The organism is Bradyrhizobium sp. sBnM-33 (assembly GCF_032917945.1).
Lineage (GTDB): Bacteria > Pseudomonadota > Alphaproteobacteria > Rhizobiales > Xanthobacteraceae > Bradyrhizobium.
Genome location: NZ_CP136624.1, coordinates 5628924 through 5651049, shown reverse-complemented (window position 1 = coordinate 5651049; position 22126 = coordinate 5628924). Strand labels below are relative to the sequence as shown.

15 protein-coding genes and 1 pseudogene are annotated in these 22126 nt (G+C 64.6%); 10 read left to right on the top strand and 6 right to left on the bottom strand.

What is annotated here, in order from left to right:
• Window positions 1-147 precede the first annotated feature (147 nt).
• The 6 genes from RX328_RS26370 to RX328_RS26345 all read left to right on the top strand — a co-directional run bounded on the left by RX328_RS26370 (window position 148) and on the right by RX328_RS26345 (window position 11406).
• Window positions 148-5361: an alpha-2-macroglobulin family protein gene (locus RX328_RS26370; protein WP_213247205.1), complete on the top strand. Its 5214-nt coding sequence runs from the start codon at window positions 148-150 to the stop codon at window positions 5359-5361.
• A gap of 110 nt (window positions 5362-5471) precedes the next feature.
• Entirely contained in the window at window positions 5472-7586 is a 2115-nt protein-coding gene (gene pbpC, locus RX328_RS26365) for a penicillin-binding protein 1C (RefSeq protein WP_312017945.1), read from the top strand.
• A 77-nt stretch (window positions 7587-7663) separates the two neighbouring features.
• Window positions 7664-9406: an ArnT family glycosyltransferase gene (locus tag RX328_RS26360; protein ID WP_213247203.1), complete on the top strand. Its 1743-nt coding sequence runs from the start codon at window positions 7664-7666 to the stop codon at window positions 9404-9406.
• Between the two features lies 1 nt (window position 9407).
• Complete coding sequence (locus tag RX328_RS26355) at window positions 9408-10253, top strand: phosphatase PAP2 family protein (RefSeq protein WP_213247202.1); 846 nt, start codon at window positions 9408-9410, stop codon at window positions 10251-10253.
• Window positions 10254-10327: 74 nt separating this feature from the next.
• Window positions 10328-11068 (top strand): glycosyltransferase family 2 protein, encoded by a 741-nt coding sequence (locus RX328_RS26350; RefSeq protein WP_213247744.1) that lies wholly within the window; start codon window positions 10328-10330, stop codon window positions 11066-11068.
• A complete protein-coding gene (locus RX328_RS26345) occupies window positions 11068-11406 on the top strand; it encodes a lipid-A-disaccharide synthase N-terminal domain-containing protein (protein ID WP_213247201.1) in 339 nt (112 codons plus the stop codon). Before RX328_RS26350 ends, RX328_RS26345 begins: the two co-directional genes overlap by 1 nt.
• 3 nt (window positions 11407-11409) lie before the next feature.
• Here RX328_RS26345 and RX328_RS26340 read toward each other — a convergent pair.
• Window positions 11410-13094, bottom strand: a pseudogene (locus RX328_RS26340) (Na/Pi cotransporter family protein).
• Window positions 13095-13354: 260 nt separating this feature from the next.
• Here RX328_RS26340 and RX328_RS26335 point away from each other — a divergent pair.
• The gene (locus RX328_RS26335; protein WP_028346170.1) at window positions 13355-13600 is read left to right on the top strand and encodes a PilZ domain-containing protein; all 246 of its coding nucleotides are present in this window, start codon (window positions 13355-13357) and stop codon (window positions 13598-13600) included.
• Between the two features lie 167 nt (window positions 13601-13767).
• A complete protein-coding gene (locus tag RX328_RS26330) occupies window positions 13768-14595 on the top strand; it encodes a tetratricopeptide repeat protein (RefSeq protein ID WP_213247200.1) in 828 nt (275 codons plus the stop codon).
• A gap of 69 nt (window positions 14596-14664) precedes the next feature.
• Here the strand turns inward: RX328_RS26330 and RX328_RS26325 are convergent, their stop codons facing one another.
• The 5 genes from RX328_RS26325 to RX328_RS26305 form a co-directional block, all read right to left on the bottom strand.
• Window positions 14665-15948 (bottom strand): CpaE family protein, encoded by a 1284-nt coding sequence (locus tag RX328_RS26325; protein ID WP_213247199.1) that lies wholly within the window; start codon window positions 15946-15948, stop codon window positions 14665-14667.
• Window positions 15945-16685 carry a CpaD family pilus assembly protein gene (locus RX328_RS26320; RefSeq protein ID WP_213247198.1) on the bottom strand — a complete coding sequence of 247 codons (741 nt, stop codon included), beginning with the start codon at window positions 16683-16685 and terminating at the stop codon, window positions 15945-15947. Before RX328_RS26320 ends, RX328_RS26325 begins: the two co-directional genes overlap by 4 nt.
• Before the next feature lie 39 nt (window positions 16686-16724).
• Window positions 16725-18185: a type II and III secretion system protein family protein gene (locus RX328_RS26315; protein ID WP_249726073.1), complete on the bottom strand. Its 1461-nt coding sequence runs from the start codon at window positions 18183-18185 to the stop codon at window positions 16725-16727.
• A 17-nt stretch (window positions 18186-18202) separates the two neighbouring features.
• Window positions 18203-19000 carry a Flp pilus assembly protein CpaB gene (cpaB, locus tag RX328_RS26310; RefSeq protein ID WP_213247197.1) on the bottom strand — a complete coding sequence of 266 codons (798 nt, stop codon included), beginning with the start codon at window positions 18998-19000 and terminating at the stop codon, window positions 18203-18205.
• Window positions 19001-19278: 278 nt separating this feature from the next.
• Entirely contained in the window at window positions 19279-19905 is a 627-nt protein-coding gene (locus RX328_RS26305) for a GntR family transcriptional regulator (protein ID WP_317258509.1), read from the bottom strand.
• Window positions 19906-20066: 161 nt separating this feature from the next.
• On the opposite strand from RX328_RS26305, the gene RX328_RS26300 reads away from it, so the two are divergent.
• Window positions 20067-20864 carry an enoyl-CoA hydratase/isomerase family protein gene (locus tag RX328_RS26300; protein ID WP_213247195.1) on the top strand — a complete coding sequence of 266 codons (798 nt, stop codon included), beginning with the start codon at window positions 20067-20069 and terminating at the stop codon, window positions 20862-20864.
• Between the two features lie 8 nt (window positions 20865-20872).
• Window positions 20873-22126: a CaiB/BaiF CoA transferase family protein gene (locus tag RX328_RS26295; protein WP_213247194.1), complete on the top strand. Its 1254-nt coding sequence runs from the start codon at window positions 20873-20875 to the stop codon at window positions 22124-22126.

Here is a 22126-nt window from a genome sequence, read left to right as displayed (position 1 = left end):
CGTCCGCCGCCGGGGCGGGTGGGACGTTTGGACTGCCAACGCCATGCATGCGACCCTTTCGCAAGCCTTTGCCGCCGTCATCAGTCCGTCACCTTTTCGCGCATTTTTCGACGTTTCGCGGCTGATGTCCGCGGCAAGGAGCCCATCATGATCGGTTTGGTTCGCGCCACAGTGATTTGCGCCACGCTGGCGCTTGGCCTGACGACGGCGGGGGCCGCGGACAAGGCGTTCAAGCGCGACGAACTGGCCGATTCCGCCGTGAAGCTGGCGGCCCAGATCAAGAGCGAGGCGGGGCCGGTGGCGAAATCCTCCGCGACGCTGCGCAATGACGCCGACGCCGCCTTCAAGCGTTCTGACTTCCGCGTGGGTCTGCAGATCCTCGGCCAGATCGCTGCCACCTCGCCGGAAGACAGCGCCAACTGGCTGCGGCTTGCCAAGACCATTTTCCAGATCCGCGCCGCCAGTTCCAGCGAACAGACCTTCCTCTACGAGCGCGCCTCGACCGCGGCCTACATCGCCTATCAGCGCGCCGGCAACCAGGCCGAGGAGGCCGATGCGCTGGCCGTGCTCGGCCGTGCGATGTCCGAGCGCAAGCTGTGGCGCCCGGCCCTGGATGCGTTGCGGCTGTCGCTCGACATGCGCGAGGTCGCCGAGGTCCGCGGCCAGTACGAGAAGATGCGGGACCAGCACGGGTTCCGGCTGCTCGACTATACCGTGGATTCCGACGGCGCCTCGCCGCGCGCCTGTTTCCAGTTCTCCGAAGACCTCGCCAAGCGGGTCGATTTCGCGCCGTTTGTGGTGCTGGCCGGCACCGACAAACCGGCGCTGACCAGCGAGGGCAAGCAGCTCTGCGTCGACGGGCTGAAGCATGGCGAGCGCTACAACATCAATCTGCGCGCCGGCCTGCCGTCCACGGTGAAGGAGAGCCTGCCGAAATCGGCCGAGTTCAACATCTACGTCCGCGACCGCAAGCCGTTCGTGCGCTTCACGGGGCGCGCGTATGTGCTGCCGCGCACCGGCCAGCGCGGCATTCCGCTGGTCAGCGTCAACACGCCTTCGGTGAACGTCAACGTGTTCCGGATCGGCGACCGCAACCTGATCAACACCGTGGTCGACAGCGATTTTCAGAAGACGCTCTCCAGCTACCAGCTTTCCGACCTCGGCAATGAGCGCGGCGTCAAGGTCTGGTCTGGCGAACTCGCCACCGCCTCCACGCTGAACCAGGACGTGGTGACGGCTTTCCCGGTCGACCAGGCGCTCGGCGATTTGCAACCCGGCGTATATGTGATGACGGCGGCGGCCAAGGGGCCCGGCAGCGGCGGCGACGATGACGGCTCGCTGGCGACGCAATGGTTCATCGTCTCCGACATGGGCTTGACGGCGTTTTCCGGCAATGACGGCATCCATGTCTTCGTCAATTCGCTGGCTTCGACCGAAGCCGTATCGAAGGCCGAGGTGCGCCTGGTCGCGCGCAACAACGAGATCCTGGCCACGCGCAAAACCGACGACGCCGGCCACGTGCTGTTCGAGGCAGGGCTTGCGCGCGGCGAGGGCGGGCTCTCGCCGGCGCTGCTGACGGTGATGAACGAGAAGGCGGACTACGCCTTCCTCAGCCTGAAGACCAACGCCTTCGACCTTACCGACCGCGGCGTGTCAGGACGGATCGTGCCTCTTGGCGCCGATGCCTTCGTCTATGCCGAGCGCGGCGTCTACCGGTCGAACGAGACCGTCTATTTGACCGCTCTGCTGCGCGACGGGCAGGGTAACGCCATGACAGGCGGGCCGCTGACGCTGGTGATCGAGCGGCCCGACGGCGTCGAATTCCGCCGCGCCCAGCTCCCCGATCAGGGCGCGGGCGGCCGCTCTCTTGTCCTGCCGCTCAATTCTGCGGTCCCGACCGGGACCTGGCGGGTGCGCGCCTTTACCGATCCCAAGGGCTCGTCCGTCGGCGAGACCACCTTCATGGTCGAGGACTACATCCCCGAACGGATCGAATTCGACGTCTCCGCCAAGGAGAAGGTGATCAAGGCTGAGACTCCGGTTGAACTGAAGGTCGCTGGCAAGTTCCTCTATGGCGCCCCCGCCTCGGGCCTGCAGCTCGAAGGCGACATGCTGGTCGCCCCAGCGGCCTCCGGGCGGCCCGGCTATCCTGGTTATCAGTTTGGCGTGGCTGACGAGGAAACCGCCTCCAACGAGCGGACCCCGATCGAGAATCTGCCCGAGGCTGATGCGAATGGCGTAGCGACCTTCCCGGTGTCGCTGGCGAAGGCGCCGACCTCGACCCAGCCGCAGGAGGCGCAGATCTTCATCCGCATGGTGGAGACCGGCGGACGCGCGGTCGAGCGCAAGCTGGTGCTCCCCGTGGCGCCGACCGCGGCCCTGATCGGCATCAAGCCGCTGTTCGGCGACAAGAGCGTCGCCGAGGGCGACAAGGCCGAATTCGACGTCGTGTTCGTGAGCCCGGACGGCAAGCAATTGGCTCGCGACGGCCTGCGGTACGAACTGCTCAAGATGGAGTCGCGCTATCAGTGGTATCGCCAGAACTCGTCCTGGGAATATGAGCCGGTCAAATCCACCAAACGCGTTGCCGATGGCGACCTGACACTGCCATCAGACAAGGCGGCGCGGGTGTCGCTAGCGCCCGAGCCCGGCCGCTATCGCCTGGACGTCAAATCGAACGAGGCGGATGGCCCGGTCACCTCGGTGCAGTTCGACGTCGGCTGGTATTCCGACGGCAGCGCCGATACGCCTGACTTGCTGGAGACCTCGATCGACAAGCCGGAATACGCCTCCGGCGAGACCATGGTGGTGTCGGTCAATGCCCGCACCGCCGGTAAGCTGACCGTCAACGTGCTCGGCGACCGCCTGCTGACCACGCAAACCGTCGACGTCAAGGAAGGTACCCAGCAGGTTAAATTGACGGTCGGCAAGGATTGGGGCACCGGCGCCTATGTGCTGGCGACGCTGCGGCGACCGCTGGACGCGGCGGCGTTGCGGATGCCTGGACGGGCGATCGGCCTGAAGTGGTTTGGCATCGACAAGAAGGCCCGCACGCTGCAGGTCGCACTGTCGCCGCCGCCGCTGGTTCGGCCCGGCACCAGCTTAAAGATTCCCGTCAAACTGGGCGGCCTGAATCCGGGCGAGGACGCCAAGGTCGTGGTTGCCGCGGTCGATGTCGGCATTCTCAACCTGACCAATTACAAGCCGCCGGCACCCGATGACTATTATCTCGGCCAGCGCCGCCTGACGGCCGAAATCCGCGACCTCTATGGCCAGTTGATCGACGGCATGCAGGGCACGCGCGGCCAGATCAGGACCGGTGGCGATTCCGCCGGCGCCGAGTTGCAGGGCTCGCCGCCCACGCAAAAACCGCTGGCGCTCTATTCCGGCATCGTCACGGTCGGTGCCGACGGCACAGCCGAAATCAGTTTCGACATTCCGGAATTCGCCGGCACCGCGCGGGTAATGGCGGTGGCGTGGAATGCGACCAAGCTCGGCCGTGCCACCATCGATGTCACGGTGCGCGATCCGGTGGTGCTGACGGCGACGCTGCCGCGCTTCCTGCTCAATGGCGACAAGGGCACGATGAGCTTCGACCTCGACAATGTCGAGGGTGCTCCCGGTGACTATAGCATCAGCGTGAAGACGTCGGGACCCGTGAAGGTGACGGGTAATCCAACCACGACGGTCAAACTCGCCGCCAAGCAGCGGACCTCGATGTCGCTCGCGCTCGACGCCGGCGGCGCGGGAACCGCCAATCTCGACGTCGACATCAAGGGCCCGAACGGCCTGACGCTGGCGCGGCATTACGCGCTAGATGTCAAGGCGGCGACGCAGGTGCTGGCGCGGCGCTCGATCCGGACGCTGGCCAAAGGCGAAAGCCTGACACTGACCCCGGACATGTTCTCCGACCTCGTCTCGGGCACTGGCAGCGTGTCGTTGTCGGTCAGCCTGTCCACCGCACTCGATGCGGCGACCATTTTGAAGGCGCTGGATCGCTATCCACACGGCTGCTCCGAGCAGATCACCAGCCGCGCGATGCCGCTGCTCTATGTCAATGATCTCGCTGCCGGCGCGCATCTGGCGATGGATACCGCCGTCGATCAGCGCATCAGGGATGCGATCGAACGGCTGTTGGCCCGTCAGGGCTCGAACGGCTCGTTCGGCCTGTGGTCGGCCGGCGGCGAAGACGCATGGCTAGATGCCTATGTGACAGACTTCCTGACGCGGGCCCGCGAAAAGGGCTTTGCGGTGCCGGATGTGCTGTTCAAGAACGCGCTCGACCGGATCAGGAACTCCGTGGTCAATGCCAACGAGCCGGAAAAGGACGGCGGCCGCGATCTGGCCTACGGCCTCTACGTGCTCGCCCGCAATGGCGCCGCGCCGATCGGCGACCTGCGTTATCTCGCTGACACCAAGCTGAGCAATCTCGCCACCCCAATCGCGAAATCGCAGCTCGCGGCGGCGCTGGCGCTGGTCGGCGACAAGACCCGGGCGGAGCGGGTCTATGCGGCAGCACTCGATGCGCTGGCGCCAAAACCAGTGCTCGAGTTCGGCCGCGTCGATTACGGCTCGGCACTGCGCGACGCGGCAGCGCTGGTCTCGCTCGCCAGCGAAGGCAACGCGCCGCGGGCGACACTGACACAGGCCGTCCAGCGGGTCGAAGCGGCGCGGGGGCTTACGCCCTACACCTCCACGCAGGAGAATGCGTGGATGGTGCTGGCCGCGCGAGCGCTGTCGAAGGAAACGCTGGCGCTTGATATCGACAGATCGCCGGTCAAGGCCGCCGTCTATCGCAGCTACAAGGCTGACGCGGTGGCCGGCAAGCCGGTCAAGATCACCAATACCGGCGATGCGCCGGTGCAGGCGGTGGTCTCGGTCTCGGGTTCGCCGGTTACGCCGGAGCCCGCGGCGTCCAACGGCTTCAAGATCGAGCGCAGCTATTTCACGCTCGACGGCAAGCCCGCCGACGTCACCAAGGCCAAGCAGAACGATCGCTTCGCGGTGGTGCTGAAGATCACCGAGGCCAAGCCGGAACATGGGCACATCATGGTGGCCGACTATCTGCCGGCCGGCCTCGAGATCGACAACCCGCGGCTGGTGTCGTCCGGTGACTCCGGCACGCTTGACTGGATCGAGGACGGCGAGGAGCCGGAGCATACCGAGTTCCGCGACGACCGCTTCACCGCGGCGATCGACCGCGCCAGCGACGACCAGTCGGTGTTTACGGTGGCCTACATCGTGCGCGCGGTCTCGCCCGGCAAATACGTGCTGCCGCAGGCCTATGTCGAGGATATGTACAACCCCTCGCGCTACGGCCGCACCGGCACCGGCTCGGTTGAGGTGCGTCCGGCGAAATGAGCGAGGCGGGTGACCATAGTTCTTCGTCATGCCCGGGCAAAAGCGCGAAGCGCGTCTTCGCGCAGACGTCCCGGGCATCCACGTCTTCCTTGAGCGAGCGAAGCAAAGACGTGGATGGCCGGGACAAGCCCGGCCAAAACGGAGGCATTGGACGTCGCCGCTTTTTTCGGATCGTGGTGAGTCTCGCCTTCATCCTCATCGTAACCACTACCGCATTCACCGCCTGGGTCTTCTCACTCGGGCCGTTGCCGCTGGAAGAGGCGCGCAAAGCCTCCACCACCATCGTCGACCGCAACGGCAAGCTGTTGCGCGCCTATGCAATGGCTGACGGTCGCTGGCGGCTGACGGTCGATGCAAAGACCGCGGTCGATCCCGGATATCTGAAGGTGCTACTCGCGTATGAAGACCGCCGGTTCTGGTCGCATGGCGGCGTCGATCCCTTGGCGCTGGGGCGCGCAGCGCTGCAGCTCGTCACGCACGGCGACATCGTTTCCGGCGGCTCGACGATTACGATGCAACTGGCGCGGCTGATGGAGCCGCGGCGCGAGCGCTCGGTGTATGCAAAGTTGCGCCAGATGGTGCGCGCGGTCCAGCTCGAGCGGCAACTCAGCAAGGACGAAATTCTCGATCTCTATCTGGCGCTGGCGCCGTTCGGCGGCAATCTCGAAGGCGTCCGCGCCGCTTCCATCGCCTATTTCGGCAAGGAGCCGAAGCGGCTTTCGCTCGCGGAAGCCGCACTGCTGGTCGCGCTGCCGCAATCGCCGGAACGCCGCCGGCTCGACCGCTATCCGGAATCCGCCCACGCCGCGCGGGACCGCGTGCTGGCACGGATGGTCGAGGACGGCGTGGTGTCGCAAGAGGATGCGGCGCAGGCCAAGGCGGCGGCGGTGCCGCGGCTGCGCAAGCCGAGGCCGATCCTGGCGCCGCATTCCTCCGATGCTGCAATGGCGACGGTGAAAGATGCGCCGCTGATCAAGCTCACGCTGGATTCCGGCTTGCAGAAAACGCTGGAAGCCTTGGCGCGCGACCGTGCCGTGGCGCAGGGTCCGAACATTTCGGTTGCCATCATCGCGGTCGACAATGAAACGGGCGACGTGCTAGCCCGCGTCGGCTCATCGGATTATTTCGACGAGCGCCGCGCCGGGCAGGTCGATATGACACGCGCGGTGCGCTCGCCGGGATCGACGCTGAAGCCGTTCATCTACGGCCTCGCTTTCGAGGATGGATTTGTGCATCCCGAGAGCCTGATCGACGACCGTCCGATCCGCTTCGGCTCCTACGCGCCGGAAAATTTTGACATGACGTTTCAGGGCACGGTGCCAGTGCGCAAGGCGCTGCAACTGTCGCTGAACGTGCCGGCAATCGCGTTGCTCGAGCGCGTCGGCTCCAGCCGGCTGTCGTCGCGACTGAAGCAGGCCGGCGGCAATCTCGTGCTGCCGAAGGACGAGACGCCGGGCCTGGCGATGGGTCTTGGCGGCGTCGGCGTCACCTTGCAGGATCTGGCGCAGCTCTATGCCGGATTGGCGCGGCTGGGCGCGGCGCGGCCGTTGCGCGAGGTCATGCTCGATCAAGATGAGCGCGAGCCGCTGCGGCTGATGGACCAGTTCGCCGCTTGGCAGGTCGGCAACGTGCTGCTCGGAACACCGCCGCCGGAGAACGGCGTGCACAACAGAATCGCGTTCAAGACCGGCACCAGCTACGGCTATCGCGATGCGTGGTCGGTCGGCTTCGACGGCCGCATTACCATCGGCGTGTGGGTCGGGCGTCCCGACGGTGCGCCGGTGCCGGGCCTGGTCGGCCGCACCGCCGCCGCGCCGATCCTGTTCGACGCCTTTGCGCGCACCGGAAAAATCCCGGCGGCGCTGCCGAAACCGCCGAAGGGGGTGCTGATCGCCAGCAACGCCAAACTTCCACTACCGCTGCGGCGCTTCCGTCCCGTCGGCGAACTGATCCGGACCGGCAGCGATTCTGCGCCGCGTATCCAGTTTCCCCTGAACGGCTCGCGCATCGACGTTGACCGTTCGGGCGGTGGGCAGGCCGCCGCGATGCCGGTCAGGGTTGCCGGCGGCGTGCTGCCGCTCACCGTCATGATGAACGGCGCCTCGGTCGGCGAGATCGATAGTCGGCGCCAGCGCCTGGTCGACCCGCCGGGACCGGGGTTTGCACGGCTGACGGTGATAGATGCGACCGGCGCGGCCGATACCGTGGTCATCCGGGTACAGTAAGGAAAAACGCTCTGTTGACCGCGACTTAGGGGTTTTGCGGTGTTGTTTGCAGTGCGGTTTCATCGTATGCGAACAGCATGGTGGAAACCTTGCACCCCCCACGCTTTGGAGCGGGCCAACAGCCTGTAAAACCTGCGCATTCCGGCCGCAGGTTGGCCGTTGTGTTCGACTTCGCCACCGCGAACCATTTTCGCGCCGTCGTGTTCCTGGTGCTCTGCGGCATCGCGCTTTTCCTGCCCGGATTTTTCAACATTCCACCGATCGACCGCGACGAGGCGCGCTTTGCGCAGGCGACCAAGCAGATGGTCGAAAGCGGCGATTTCGTCGACATCCGCTTCCAGGACGACGTCCGCTACAAGAAGCCGGTCGGCATCTATTGGCTACAGGCGACCGTGGTCGAAACCGCCTCATCGCTCGGCCTGCCGCGCGCGCAATTGCGCATCTGGCTTTACCGGATTCCCTCCCTGATCGGGGCGATCGGCGCGGTTCTCCTGACCTACTGGGCGGCGCTCGCCTTTGTTACGCGGCGCGGGGCCGCGCTGGCAGCACTGATGATGTGTAGTTCCGTCCTGCTCGGCGCCGAAGCAAGGCTAGCCAAAACGGATGCGATGCTGCTGTTGACCGTTGTCGCTGCGATGGGGGCAATGGCGCGGGTGTATCTGTCCTGGCAGCGTGGCGAGGATCCGGCGCGTCCGCCCTGGGCCCCGCCGGCGATCTTCTGGACGGCGCTGGCCGGCGGCATCCTGCTCAAGGGACCGCTGATCCTGATGTTCATCGGGCTTACCATCCTGGCGCTCGCGATCCTCGACCGCTCGGCGGCATGGCTTTGGCGGCTGCGCCCGGTCTGGGGGCTGATGTGGACGCTGGTGCTGGTATTGCCATGGTTCGTTGCGATCTTCTGGCGCGCGGGCGAGGCCTTCTTCTCCAATTCGCTCGGCGGCGACATGCTAAGCAAGCTCGGCGCGCAGGAATCCCACGGCGCGCCTCCTGGCCTCTATCTGCTGCTGTTCTGGGTCACGTTCTGGCCGGGCGCGGCGCTGGCGGGAATGGCGGCGCCAGCGGTATGGCGCGCGCGGCGCGAGCCCGGCGCGCAATATCTTTTGGCGTGGCTGGTTCCGTCATGGATCGCGTTCGAACTGGTGCTGACCAAGCTGCCGCATTACGTGCTGCCGCTCTACCCGGCGATTGCGATTCTCACCGCCGGCGCGCTGGAGCGCCGCGTGCTGTCGCGGTCCTGGCTGATGCGCGGTGCGGCCTGGTGGTTTGTCATTCCGGCCGGGGCATCCGTAATCGCGGTCATCGGCGCCATCAAGCTGACGCATTACCCGGCATTTCCGGCCTGGCCCTTTCTGGCGGCGGCGATGATCTTCGGCCTGATCGCGTGGTGGATGTTCGAGGACAGCCGCGCCGAGCGCTCGCTGTTGAATGCCGTGGTCGCGGCGATGTTTCTGGCGGTCGGAATCTACGGCATTGTCATGCCGTCGCTGACTGCCATGTTTCCAAGCGCCGAGATCGCGCGGGCGCTTCGCAACGTGGTCTGCGTCGGGCCAAAGGCGGCTGCTGCGGGCTTTCACGAGCCGAGCCTCGTATTTATGACCGGCACCGGCACGCTGCTGACCGACGGATCGGGCGCGGCCGATTTCCTCGGGCAGGGCAGTTGCCGCTTCGCGCTGGTTGAGTCGCGCACGGAGCGCGCCTTCGTGCAGCGCGCTGAAGCGATCGGGCTGCGGTACAATGTAGCGAAGCGGATCGAGGGCTATAACATTTCGCAGGGCAAGGCGATCTCGATCGCCATCTTCCGCTCGGAAGGCACGGAGTAAGATGGCTGCGAGCCCTGCTGTCGACGATCCCAAAAGCTATCTTGCGCGTTTCGCCACGCTGGCGTGGTTGTCATTGGCGCAGCTCGTGCGGTCGCCGTCGCATTCGCGGCGGGCGGAAGCCGCTCGCCGCGCGGCGCGGCACGTCTTGTGGCTGTCGGCAGGTTTCGGCGCCGCGATCATCGTGCTGATGTACGCGATCGACGCGTGGGAAATCGCCCAGATGCCAAAGCGCGGTACGCCCTCGCTGTGGTGGGTCCGCATTCTCACCGACTTCGGCAAGGACGAATATGTGTTGGCGGTGCTGGGAGGATTGCTGATCGCGGTCGCGATTGCCGCACCGGCCCTGCATGGCATCAGGCGCTCATTGCTGCTCGGTATCGGAACGCGGCTGCAGTTCATATTCTGCGCCGTTGCCGTATCCAGTCTGGTCACCGAAGTGCTTAAATTTAGCATCGGGCGCGGACGGCCATTTGTCGGCGGCGAGCCCAATGCTTTCAACTTTTCGCACTTCGCAGGCAATCCGGCCTATTACAGCTTTCCTTCCGGCCACGCCACGACCGCCTTTGCGCTCGCGTTCGCCGTGTCAGTCGTTTGGCCCAAGGCTCGCCTTGCGATGGCCGTCTACGCGCTAATTATTGCGGCGACCCGCCTGGTGCTGCTGGCCCATCATCCGAGCGACGTCGTGGCCGGCGCCCTGGTCGGCATCATCGGCGCAATGTTCGTGCGATACTGGTTTGCGGCCCGCCGGCTCGGATTTGCGATCCAGCGCGACGGCAGCATCGTGTCCCTTGTCGGGCCCTCGTCCGGGCGCCTCAAAAGGGTTGCCCGGGGCGCTTCCGCCCCATAAAAGCGGACGCCGCCAGACGGCCCGATACGCCCGGTTCCGGGTCCTTCCAAACTAACCAGACGAGTGCCGATTTGATACCTGCCGACAGAGATGCGGTCGCCGTTTCAATCGTTGTGCCGGTGCGCAACGAGGCGGATAACATCGCGCCGCTGATTGCAGAAATCGTCAGCGCGCTCGGCAGCCGCTGGGCCTACGAGATCATCTATGTCAACGACGGTTCGACGGATGCGACCGCCGAGCGGCTGGCGGCGATGATGAAACAGTATCCGCAGCTTCGGCAACTGAAGCACGCCGCGTCTTCCGGGCAATCAGCGGCGGTGCGCAGCGGGGTGCGGGCCGCCCGCGGCGCCATCGTGGCGACGCTCGACGGCGACGGACAGAACAATCCGGCGTTCCTGCCGGACCTGATCGCGGCCGTTGAAAACGGCGACGGCCGCGTCGGTCTTGCGGCAGGCCAACGGGTCGGGCGCAAGGACACCGGCTTCAAGAAACTGCAGTCGCGGATCGCCAACGGCGTGCGCAATGCGATCCTGCGCGACGGTACCCGCGACACCGGTTGCGGGCTGAAGGCGTTCCCGCGCGAGGTGTTCCTCTCGATGCCCTATTTCGACGGGCTGCACCGGTTCCTGCCGGCGCTGGTACGCCGCGAAGGTTTCGACATCGCTTACGTCGACGTGATCGACCGCCCGCGCCATTCCGGCGTGTCCAATTACGGCTTCTTTGACCGGTTATGGATCGGGATTATGGATCTCGCGGGCGTGTGGTGGTTGATCCGACGCAAGAAGTCGACGCCCGTTGCGATCGAGGTTCGCTGATGCTGATTCAATACGGCCAGGCGCTCGGCGACTATCTCTACGACGTTTTCGTCGCCAAGTTCGATTTCTGGCTGGCGTTCGGGCTGATCGCGCAATTGCTGTTCACCGCGCGTTTCCTGGTGCAGTGGATCTCGAGCGAGCGGGCCGGACAGAGCGTGGTGCCGATGGCGTTCTGGTTCTTCTCGATGGGAGGCGGCATGATGACGCTGATCTACGGCATCGCCAAGCGCGAGCCTGTGATCATCATCGGCCAGTCGCTGGCCACGATCATCTACATCAGAAACATCATGCTGATCGTGAAGAACCGTGCCACCGCCTCGAAGACGCTCGATCGCTGACGGTCAGCGGCTCGGCGCCACCGTGGGCAATGCGGGCAATTCGCTTTCGGCGCTGCGATAGGCGGCGAGTTCGCCGGCGGCATCGAGCACGGATAGGCGACCGAGCAGATGTGCGAGTGAATGCGCCGGAGGTCGCGCAAGACGTCGAGATGAAGCGACGTGGTCTCGATGGTTTCGGGCCGGCCTTCACGCACGCGGTCGAGGTGCCGCTCGGTGGCGGCGAGCTCGGCATTGCGCAGCGCGGCCTTCTCGGCCAGCAATTTTCGCGCTTCGTTGAGGTCACCCGACATGAAGACCCCGAACGCGATCCGGAGCGAATCCATCGTGCGCTTGTGGAAAGCCGAAAGCTCCTCGGCACCCTCGGCCGAGAACTGAAAGCGGCGCTTGATCTTCTTGGTTGCCAGTTCGCTCAAATTCTTGTCGATGATGTCGCCGATATGCTCGAGGTTGATGGCGAAGGAGACGATCTCCATCGCCCGGTGTCCCTCGCGCTCGTCGAGACTGCCGCGGGTGAGTTTCGTGACATAGAGCTTGATTGCCTCGTCGAGGCTGTCGACGCTGTTGTCCATCCGCGAGACTTCGTCAACCAGCGCGCGGTCGTTGGTCATCATCGCCGCCATCACCTTGCGCAGCATGATCTCGACCTGATCGCCCATACGCAGGGTCTCGCGGGCGGCATCCGCCAGCGCGAGGGAAGGGGTCTCAAGTGCGCTCTCGTCGAGATAGCGAGGACCTTTCGGGTCGGCCTCCTTGACGCGCTCGGGCAGCAACCTCTTTAACAGGCGCGCCATCACATCGAGCAGGCCAATGAAGAGAGCTGCGGTCGCAACGTTGAAGGCGATGTGGAACAGAGCAGTTGCCTTGGCTACATCCGGTTGCCACGCGATCAGAAGCTCCGTGATCGGTTGCAGGAACGGCGCCACCAGCAGGACGCCGACAAACCGGTTGACGAGGTTGCCGAGCGGAAGCCGATAGCTCGCGGGATTGCCGCGGCGCGCGCCCTCGAGGATCGGATTGATGGCGCTGCCGAGATTGGCGCCGAGCACGAGCGCCAGCGCCGCATAGGGGGTGATGAAATGCGCATAGGCCAGCGACATCACCAGCAGCACGCTGGCAACAGAGGAATGCACGAGCCAGGTCACGACCGCAGCGAACAGGATGCAGAGCACGGGATCGCCGGTGATGGCGTTCATGAATACGCGCACGCCCGGCGCGTTCTCCGCTGGCGCCAGCGTATTGAGCAGGATGTGCAGCGCCAGCAGCATGAGGCCGAGCCCGATGAATACGCGGCCGATGTCCTTGATGCGCGAGCGCGGCCCGGTGCGGAAGGCGACCAGGCCAATGAGGAATAGCACGGGCGAGACGGCGGCGATGTTGAACGACAGGATCTGCACGATCAGCGTGGTGCCGACATTGGCGCCGAGCATGATGGCGAGCGCAGGCACCAGGCTGACGAGCCCGTCCGACGTAAACGAACTCGTGATCAGCGCCGTCGCGGTGCTGCTTTGCAGCAGCGCGGTCAGACCGAGGCCGGCAGCGAAGGAAGAGAAGCGGTTGCTCAGGGCCTTTGCCAGCAACTGGCGCAGGTTCGGCCCGAACGCGCGCAGGATCCCGCTGTGGACCATGTGCAGGCCCCACAGCAGCAATGCCACGCCGCCCATCAGGTCGAGAAGGACGAGGCTTCCCATGCGCGTCAGTTTCCGCCAAATCGAGTCGAGGGGTCAGGCTATCGCCTAACGAGGGGCGATCAACCCTTTAATTCGCCGAAAACGGGCGAGCTCGAGCGTGGCCTGCCGGTGTTCGAAGGTGTTGCCGGCTCCGGGTTCGGTAAACGGAATTCGAACGTAACCGTTACATTGCGAGCCGTGGCGCTAGGTCAATTCCAACAATTCTTCGGTAAAGCTGAGCGCACCTTCGGGTGAATCACTCCAGCAGGGCCAGGGTAGACATGTTAGCGAATCGCCGCAGAAGCGAACGACGTGCGTGCAGAAACTTTGCGAAAATACAGTTTGCGACCGGCGGATTGCCGCGCGACTGCATGATTACGGATATGTCGGATGGCGGCGTGAAGATTATCGCCGAATATCCCGAAATTCCTCCCGAATTCACGGTGATCTTTTCGGAGGGAAGGCCGCGTCAGTGCAAGCTGGCTTGGCGGATCGGTTGCGAACTCGGCGCGCAGTTCCTCGACTAGGCCGCGCAGCAGCGGCGGCACGGCCGGTTCGGGGCAGGGCGCCATGCCGCGGCTGGCCACGAGGACCCGCGAAGGTCGCCAACTACCGTAAAGGCGGGCGAGCTTAACCTGAATTTAGGGTTAAGCTGTGAACACTTCTGGACAGGTGCCGCAGTGAGTCCCGCTAGATGTTCCAGAAGTTATCCCACCCGCCCCGCGTCGCGCGGCTTGTTGCGTGCACGTCGGCCCTGATCCTGGCGATGGGGCTTGGCGGCTGCCAGACCTCGGGACTAGCAGACGTTACCGGTTCGATCGACGAGAAGGCCGACACCGGCCGCGCCACTGATCCGCGCCGCGAGGTCCAACTTCACCAGGAACGCTATCGCGCCAATCCCAGGGATGCCGACGCGGCGCTGAAATACGGTAGGGCGCTTCGCGCGGCGGGGCAGCGGCCGCAGGCGGTTGCGGTGCTTGAACAGGCCTCCATCGCCCATCCGGGCAACAAGCTGCTGCTCGCAGCCTACGGCCGCGCGCTGGCGGATAACGGCAATTTCCAGCAGGCCTTCGACGTGCTCGGCCGCGCCCACAGCCCCGATGATCCCGATTGGCGGCTGCTGTCGGCGCAGGGAGCAACACTGGATCAACTCGGCCGATACGAGGAGGCGCGGCAATACTATGCGAGCGCGCTGAAAATCGTGCCCGACCATCCGTCGGTGCTGTCCAATCTCGGACTGTCCTATGTGCTTTCGAAGGATCTGCCCAGGGCGGAGGAGACGCTGCGTCGCGCCCACAGCCTGGCCGGGACCGATCCGCGCGTGCGCGCCAATCTTGCACTGGCGGTCGGCCTGCAGGGCCATTTTGCCGAGGCAGAAAAGATCGTGAAGGCCGACCTGCCACCCGCCGAGGCGGCAGCCAACGTCGCGCAATTGAAGCGGATGCTGGCGCGAAAGGACAAGGAGAACGCGCGGGCCGAAGCCGACAAGATGCCGATCGCCGCGGCCCGACGCACAGACTAGGCTTAATCCACTTCGCTCGACAGTGCGATCAGCGTCAGCGGCCAACGCCGCTGCGCTGTTATGCCTTGCTCAAGCCCTGCGGGCCGTGGTGCCCTGCAGCTTCTTGATGAGCGGCATCAGGAACGAGGTCCGCGATCGCTTGGTCACGGCATGGCCTGTCAGGCGCTGCGCCATCTGCAGGAACATCTGGGTGGTGCGATGCTTGGCGGCGATCTGCGCGATCATCTGGCCGTTGTTGGCGGCGGTGCCGAACATCTTCGAATCGAACGGAATGGCCGCGATCGGCTGGCTCTCGATCGCCTTGGCGAATTCGCGCGTGGATATCTCCGGGCGCTTGTGCATGCCGACCTGGTTGAGGCAATAAAGCGGCGGGCGGTCATTGGGCCGCGCCGCCTTCAGCACGTTCAGCATGTTCTTGGTGTTGCGCATATTGGCGAGGTCGGGCTCGGCGACGATCAGAATGTCGTCTGCGCCGACCAGCGTGCGCTTGGTCCATGCCGACCATTGGTGAGGAACGTCGAGCACGATGCAGGGGGTCGTCATGCGCATCGTATCGAAGATCGCGTCGAATGCGTCGGCGCCGAAATCGTAGACCTGGTCCAATGTCGCCGGCGCCGCCAAGAGGTTGAGGCGGTCGGTGCATTTCGCCAGCAGACGCTCCATGAATGCGGAGTCCGGCCGTTCCTGCTGGAAGACGGCATTGGCAATGCCCTGAACCGGATCTTGATTGTAATCGAGGCCGGCGGTACCGAAGGCAAGGTCGAGATCGATCACGACGGAATCGAGCGCAAGATCGCGCGCAATCGTCCAGGCCACGTTATGTGCGACGGTGGATGCACCGACGCCGCCCTTGGCGCCGACGACGGCGACGATGCGGCCGACGGCCACGGCCTCGGATGCCGCATAGAGACCGCATATTGCGCGCACCACGTCAATGGGTTCGATCGGTCCGGTAACGTAGTCGCTGACGCCGCGCCGCACCAGTTCGCGATAGGGCGTGACATCGTTGGCACTGCCGATCACGACGACGCGCGTTCCCGCGTCGCAGACGGTCGCGAGTTCATCGAGCCCTTCGAGGATATCGCAGCCGGCTTCAGTCTCCAGCAAGATGACGTTCGGCGTCGGCGCCGTGTGGTAGGCCTCGATGGCGGCGGCAATGCCGCCCATGTGAACCGAAAGATGGGCTTTGCCGAGACGGCGGTCTTCGCTCGCCGCGCGCACCGCGGTTGCGATCGCCACGCTGGCGCAAAAGGCCTGTACCGATACACGAGGCGCCGGCGAGATGTATTCCTCGGGCTGCGCCGGCGTGTCGTCCAGTTGATCCTGGGAGTTATGAAAGACGCGGCTGATCATTTGCCTGTATCGCTGAGTTTGGCCTTGTCGGCTTCGGGGTAGGTGGTCTCGGTCGCAACGCCCTTGCGATATTTGTCAAAGGCGATACTGCGCCGCGGCGTGTAGGCGGCCGTCTCTGGACGCGGCTGCACGAGGTCCGCCGGGTTGTCGACCATCGCCGCGAGGTTGCGCTGGGTCGCGCAGCCAAAATTATGGTACTGGCGGTTTTCGTTGTAGCCGCTGTTGTCGATGTTCGGGCCGAGGTCTTCCGGCCACAGGCCGCAAGGACCGGCCACCGCCGAAATTTTCGGATAGCTCAGCCTTATCGTTGGCAAGGTACGAGGATCGTCCGGATGATAGTGTCGCATCGTAATGGCGCGAGAGGGCACGCCGCCCGCCATCAGCAGCGATCGGATTTCCTGGAACGAGGCTGCAGCCGCGCGTGCATTGGGCGTGTCGACCGGCACGTCGGCGACGATCGCTCCAGTTCCTTCGCGAACCCAGGTATGCGCCAGACCTATGATGTCGGTGCGCTGTGGGGCGGAAAGACCGCCGCGGGCCTGGCCGACGAACACGACGATCGAGCGGTTGGCTTCTGTAACGGCGATCGGGTGACGCTGGCGGTAATCATTGGAAGGTACGCTCGCCGTTACGATCTCCGTGGTCTGCGTGCAGGCTCCAAGCGCAGCTGAAAGGCCGACGAGGGCGCCGACGAGGCGCAGCGTGCGTGGGCGATCCAGCGATGTTCTATTCGTCATCTTCTTGTCCCCGTCCCGGATCAATGGAGCGCTTCCATCTCAATCAATGATGAAACCAAAATTGCCCTGATCGGCCCCGACCGTATCGGTGCGGGCGGCAACGCCGTAAGTCCGGTTGATGCGAGCGAGCAGCGACGACTGTGAATCGGATGCAGGCGAAAATCCGTCGTCGGGACGCGACAGCTCTTTCTGGGAAACCGCCCGGACGATGACGGGCGTCACAATCACCATGAGTTCGGTCTCGTTGTTGACGAAGTCCTGGCTCCTGAAGAGCTGGCCCAAAATGGGGATTTGGTCCACGCCAGGCATCCCGTTGATCGCCTGCTTGGTCCGCTCCTGGATCAGGCCGGCCATCGCCATCGAGCCGCCGGATGGGATTTCCAGCGTCGTCTCGGCACGCCGCGTCTTGATCGACGGAATCGTCGTTCCACCGGCACCGCCCGTCAGCGAGTTTTCGGTCGAGACTTCCGACACTTCCGTCATCACCCGCAGGCTGATCCTTCCCTCGGACAGTACGACCGGCGTGAAGTTGAGCGAGATGCCAAACTTCTTGAAGGTGACTGTCTGGACGCACCCTCCGATGACACCAGTCGTTGATGTCTGGCAGGTCACGCCGGTCGGAATGGGAAATTCGCCGCCGGAGATAAAGGTCGCGGACTCGCCGGAGATGGCTGTCAGATTGGGTTCGGCGAGCGTGCGCACAACGCCGGCACTTTCCATCGCGCGAAGTACCGCCTGGACCGACGGCGCTGAGCCGAATTGCGTGAGAAGGCCATTGCCGGGGACGAGCGCCGCGTTGTTCGCAGTGAAGGGATTGGTATTGTTGAATCTCACGATGGTGTTGCCAACGTTCATGCTGGCGCTGAGATCGATGCCCATCTGTTTGACGATGTCCCGCCGGACTTCTGCGACGGAGACCTTCAGCATCACCTGGTCGCGGCCGCGAACGACGATCGAGTTGACGACCCGCTCGGGGCCTCCCACCAGCCGTGCGGCGATCTCGCCGGCCTGCTGGGCTTCGACCGGGCTCGATACCGTGCCGGTCAGCAGCACGCTGTCGCCGACGCCCTCGATATGAATTCCCGGCATTGACTGGCGCAGCGCGGCGCGCACGCCGTTGAGATCACGCTTGACTGCGATGTCGTAGGAGGCGATCTGCTGGCCGTCGCCGTCGAAAAACACCACGTTGGTCTGGCCGACGGCGCCGCCGATGATATAGGCGCGTTGCGGGGAGCGAATGACGGCATTGGCGATCTTCGGGTCGGCGACCAGCACGTCCTTTACGTCACGCGGCAGGTCGACCACCACCGACTTGCCGATGCCCAGCGACAGGAAGCGCATCTTGACCGGGCCGATGGCAGACGTCGTCACCGGATCCTTCTCGGACTCGGCTGCGACCACGGGCAGCAGCGGCCCGAGCGTCAGCGCGGCAACGGCCGACAATAACAGGGTGCGCACCGCCACGGTTCGCATCGCTGACTGATTTTCCCCAAACTTCATATCGGGCGTCCTTTCGGTCACTTCTGTGCCGTCGTTTGATTGGCGACCCCGTAGCGAACCACGTTGACGCTCTCGTTTCGTTTTTGAGCCTGTTCCTCGGAACGGCCTTCGGCCGCGTTGACGTCGGTGATGCTGCGCAGCGCGAGCGACAGCGAGCCGCTCTGGCGCGCGCGCGCCAGCGTCTCGGCCTGCTCGGGCTTCAGTTCGAGCGTGGCGGTGCGGCCGACGAGGGAGTTGCTGCCCTCTTTTTCTTTCGGCGCCTGATCGATCGCCAACACGCGGATGTTGGAGAGAATGATTTCCGACTGAACGATGTCGGGCCCCTTGCCGTCCGGATTCTTTTCACGCTTGGAGAGGATGACGTCGACACGGTCGTTGGGCAGGATGAAGCCACCGGCCCCGGTCTCCGGCGAGATCTCGGTCGAGAGCGCCCGCAAGCCGGTCGGCAGGATGGCTGCCATGAAGCCGGAGCCATTGGCCTTGACGAGTTTCTGTTCGCGGATCGGCTCGCCAGCGAAGAACGGGCTGCGCGCGATCGAGCCGGCGATTTCCTTGATGGCCTCGGCCTGGCTGGCGCGATTGATCAGATTGCTGCCGGCGGTCGCGGCCGGCCAGGCCTGCCATTGCAGGTCCTCGGGCTTGACCGGCTGGCCGAGCCCGATGTCGGACTTCGCAACCAGGATCTCCACTGTCGGCAACTGTGCAACCGGTTCGGCCGCCGGGCGGGATTGCTCTTCGGTGCCACGGGCGAGATAGGCGGCAACACCGCCGGCACTCAATGCGATGGTCAGAACGACGACACGTGCGATGTTCATACGCTTTACTACTCTTACGCAGGGATACCCCACTGCACGGCAATGACAGCCATCCCCGGAGGTATGACTAGGCATCAAAGGTATAAGGGAACTTGAGGGTTGAATTATTTGGTCGATCGCGCGGCGGGATTCGCCGTCATGGTGAACGGGTGGTTATCGTTTTGGAAAAACCGCTCCGCAAAAACCCGGAGTCGTCTCGGCGTGGGCGTAGCAACGGCCGAATTCCGGTAGAGACGGACGGGCGCTTCGGATGCGAATCAGCGTCAGGCTTGACGCTGCTATGATGCGCGAGCCTCTTCTTGCGGCTCGGTCTCCGCGAAGCCGGCCTGCAAGACTTCCTCGCGCTTGTGGCGCAGATGCGCGCGCAGGATATGCGACAGCCCCACGCCGTCGCGGCGTTGCAGTGCATTGAGGATCGCTTCGTGCTCCTGCACCGCCAGCGCCCAGCGCCGTGGCGTCATCGGCGTGACATAGCGCGCACGGCGAATGCGGGCAGTGACGGATTCATAGAGGCCTGACAGCACCGGGTTGCCGGCTGCCGCGATGATCGCCTCGTGGATGGTGCGGTTGCAGCGGTAGTACTGGAGAAGGTCGCGATCGCCGTAGTGCCGCACCATCGCGGCGTGGGCGGCGGCGACCTCAGCGATCTCGGCATCCGTGATGCGCTCGCAGGCGAGCTCGCCGGCCAGCGCTTCGAGTCCCTGGCACACCTCGAACAGGTCGCGCATGTCCTTGTCGGTCACCCTGGCCGCGCGCGAGCCGCGGTTCGGCAGCAATTGAACCAGGCCCTCGGCGGCGAGCACCTTGAGGGCTTCGCGCAGCGGCGTGCGCGAGATCTGCAGCTTTTCACAGAGGTCGCGCTCGGGAATCCGCGCGCCCGGCGGGATCTCGCCGTCGAGCAACATGGCGCGGACACGGCCTACGACTTCTTCATGAAGCATCGCCGTAAAGATCCAATTTGAATGCAAAAATGGCTATATCACCGGAGTTTTGCCAGTTCCAGCTTGATAAACGGACTTTTTGCATTCAGAATTGGTTAAAATCGATTAAGAAAGGGCCCGGCGGCATGGATCAGGACGTGACTGTACGGGAGGATGACCTCCTGTTTGCCCTCGATGACGGTATCGGCCGGATAACCTTCAACCGGCCGCAGGCGCGCAACGCCTTCACCTTCGCGATGTACGAACGGCTGGCTGCGATCTGCGAGCGCGCCAACCGCGACCATGCGATCAAGGTGCTGCTGCTGCGGGGCGCCGGCGACAAAGCGTTTGCCGCGGGCACCGACATCAATCAGTTCCGGGCCTTCAAGACGCCGCAGGACGGGCTCGACTACGAGAACCGCATCGACCGGGTGCTCGGCATTCTCGAAACATGCCGGGTGCCGACCATTGCCGCCATCAACGGCGCCTGCACCGGCGGCGGCGCGGGCATAGCGGCCTGCTGTGACCTCCGCATCGGCACCCGGAGCACGCGGATCGGGTTTCCGATCGCGCGCACGCTCGGCAATTGCCTGTCGGTGTCGAATGTCAGCCGCATCACCGCGTTGATCGGCCCGGCGCGCGTCAAGGATCTGATCTTTACGGCACGGCTTGTAGAAGCCGAGGAGGCGGCCTCGGTGGGCCTGCTTAACGAAGTCGTCGATGATCTGGCCGCGCTCGACAGGCGCGCCGACGAGATTGCGCGGCTCGTTGCCGGCAACGCGCCGCTGACGCTGAGCGCGACCAAGCAGGCAGTCGCGCGGCTGCAGCAACGGCCGACACGCGAGGGCGAGGACCTCATCCTGATGTGCTACACCAGCCAGGATTTCCGTGAAGGGCTCGACGCGTTTCTCACCAAGCGCGCGCCGCGATGGCGCGGCCAATAGGAGCCCGCATGTCCCTTCAAAACGACACGACGCCGCGTTCAGGGCCGCTTGCCGGCCTCAAGGTCATCGATCTCACCCATGTGATGGCGGGACCGACCTGCACGCTCATGCTCGCCGACATGGGCGCTGACGTCATCAAGATCGAGAAATGGCCGAATGGCGACGATACCCGACATTCGGTGCCGCCGAAGATCGGCGACGAGGCGGCCTCCTTCCTGATGATGAACCGCAACAAGCGGGGCATTGTGCTCGACCTCAAGACCACAGGCGGCAAGCAAGTGCTGCGGCGGCTGATCGCGGATGCCGATGTGCTGGTCGAGAATTTTGCGCCGGGCGCGATGGAGCGACTCGGCTTCGGCTATGAGGAGCTGCACAGGGATTTTCCGGCGCTGATCTATTGCTCGCTCTCCGGTTTCGGCCGAACCGGCCCCTACAAGCATCGCCGCGGCTTCGATCTGGTCGCCCAGGCGATGAGCGGCATCATGAGTTTCACGGGCGAACGGCCGGATGGCCCGCCGGTGAAATGCGGCCCGCCGCTATCCGATATCACGGCCGGACTCCTCGCCAGTATGGGGATCCTTGCGGCCTATTCGCACCGGCTCAAGACCGGGGAAGGGCAATGGGTGGAGACATCGCTCTACGAGGCGGCGCTGGTTCAGACCTATTGGCAGTCGACCATTGCGCTCGCCAGCAACGTGGCGCCGCGCGCCATGGGCTCGGCCCATCCGCTCAACGCGCCATATCAGGCGTTCGAGGCATCCGATGGCTGGCTCGTGGTAGGCGGCGCCAACAAGAAGCACTGGCTGTTGATGCTGGAAGCGCTTGGCGCGCTGGAACTGGCTTCCGACCCGCGCTTCGTCAACGGCTCCGACCGCATGGCGAATCTGAAGGAGCTCGAAGCCGAATTGAGCGGGCGTTTCCGCAAACAGACGCGGGCGCATTGGCTGGCGGCGCTTGACGAGAAGGGCGTGCCCTGCGGCCCCGTGCACGACATGCTGGAAGCGCTGAGCGATCCGCAGACGCTCGCGCGCGAGATGGTGGTTGAGGTCGAACATTCGACGCTCGGACCGGTGAAGACGATCGGGCTCCCGGTCAAATTCTCGGCGACGCCCGGGCAGGTACGTTCGGGCGCGCCTGTTTATGGCGAGCATACGCGCGAGGTGCTGCGCGAACATGGTTTTGATCAGGCGCAGATCGACGCGTTCGAGCGGGACGGTGCGGTCGTTGCCGCCTCGGCCGGCCGCAAAGAGCAGGTCGCCTGA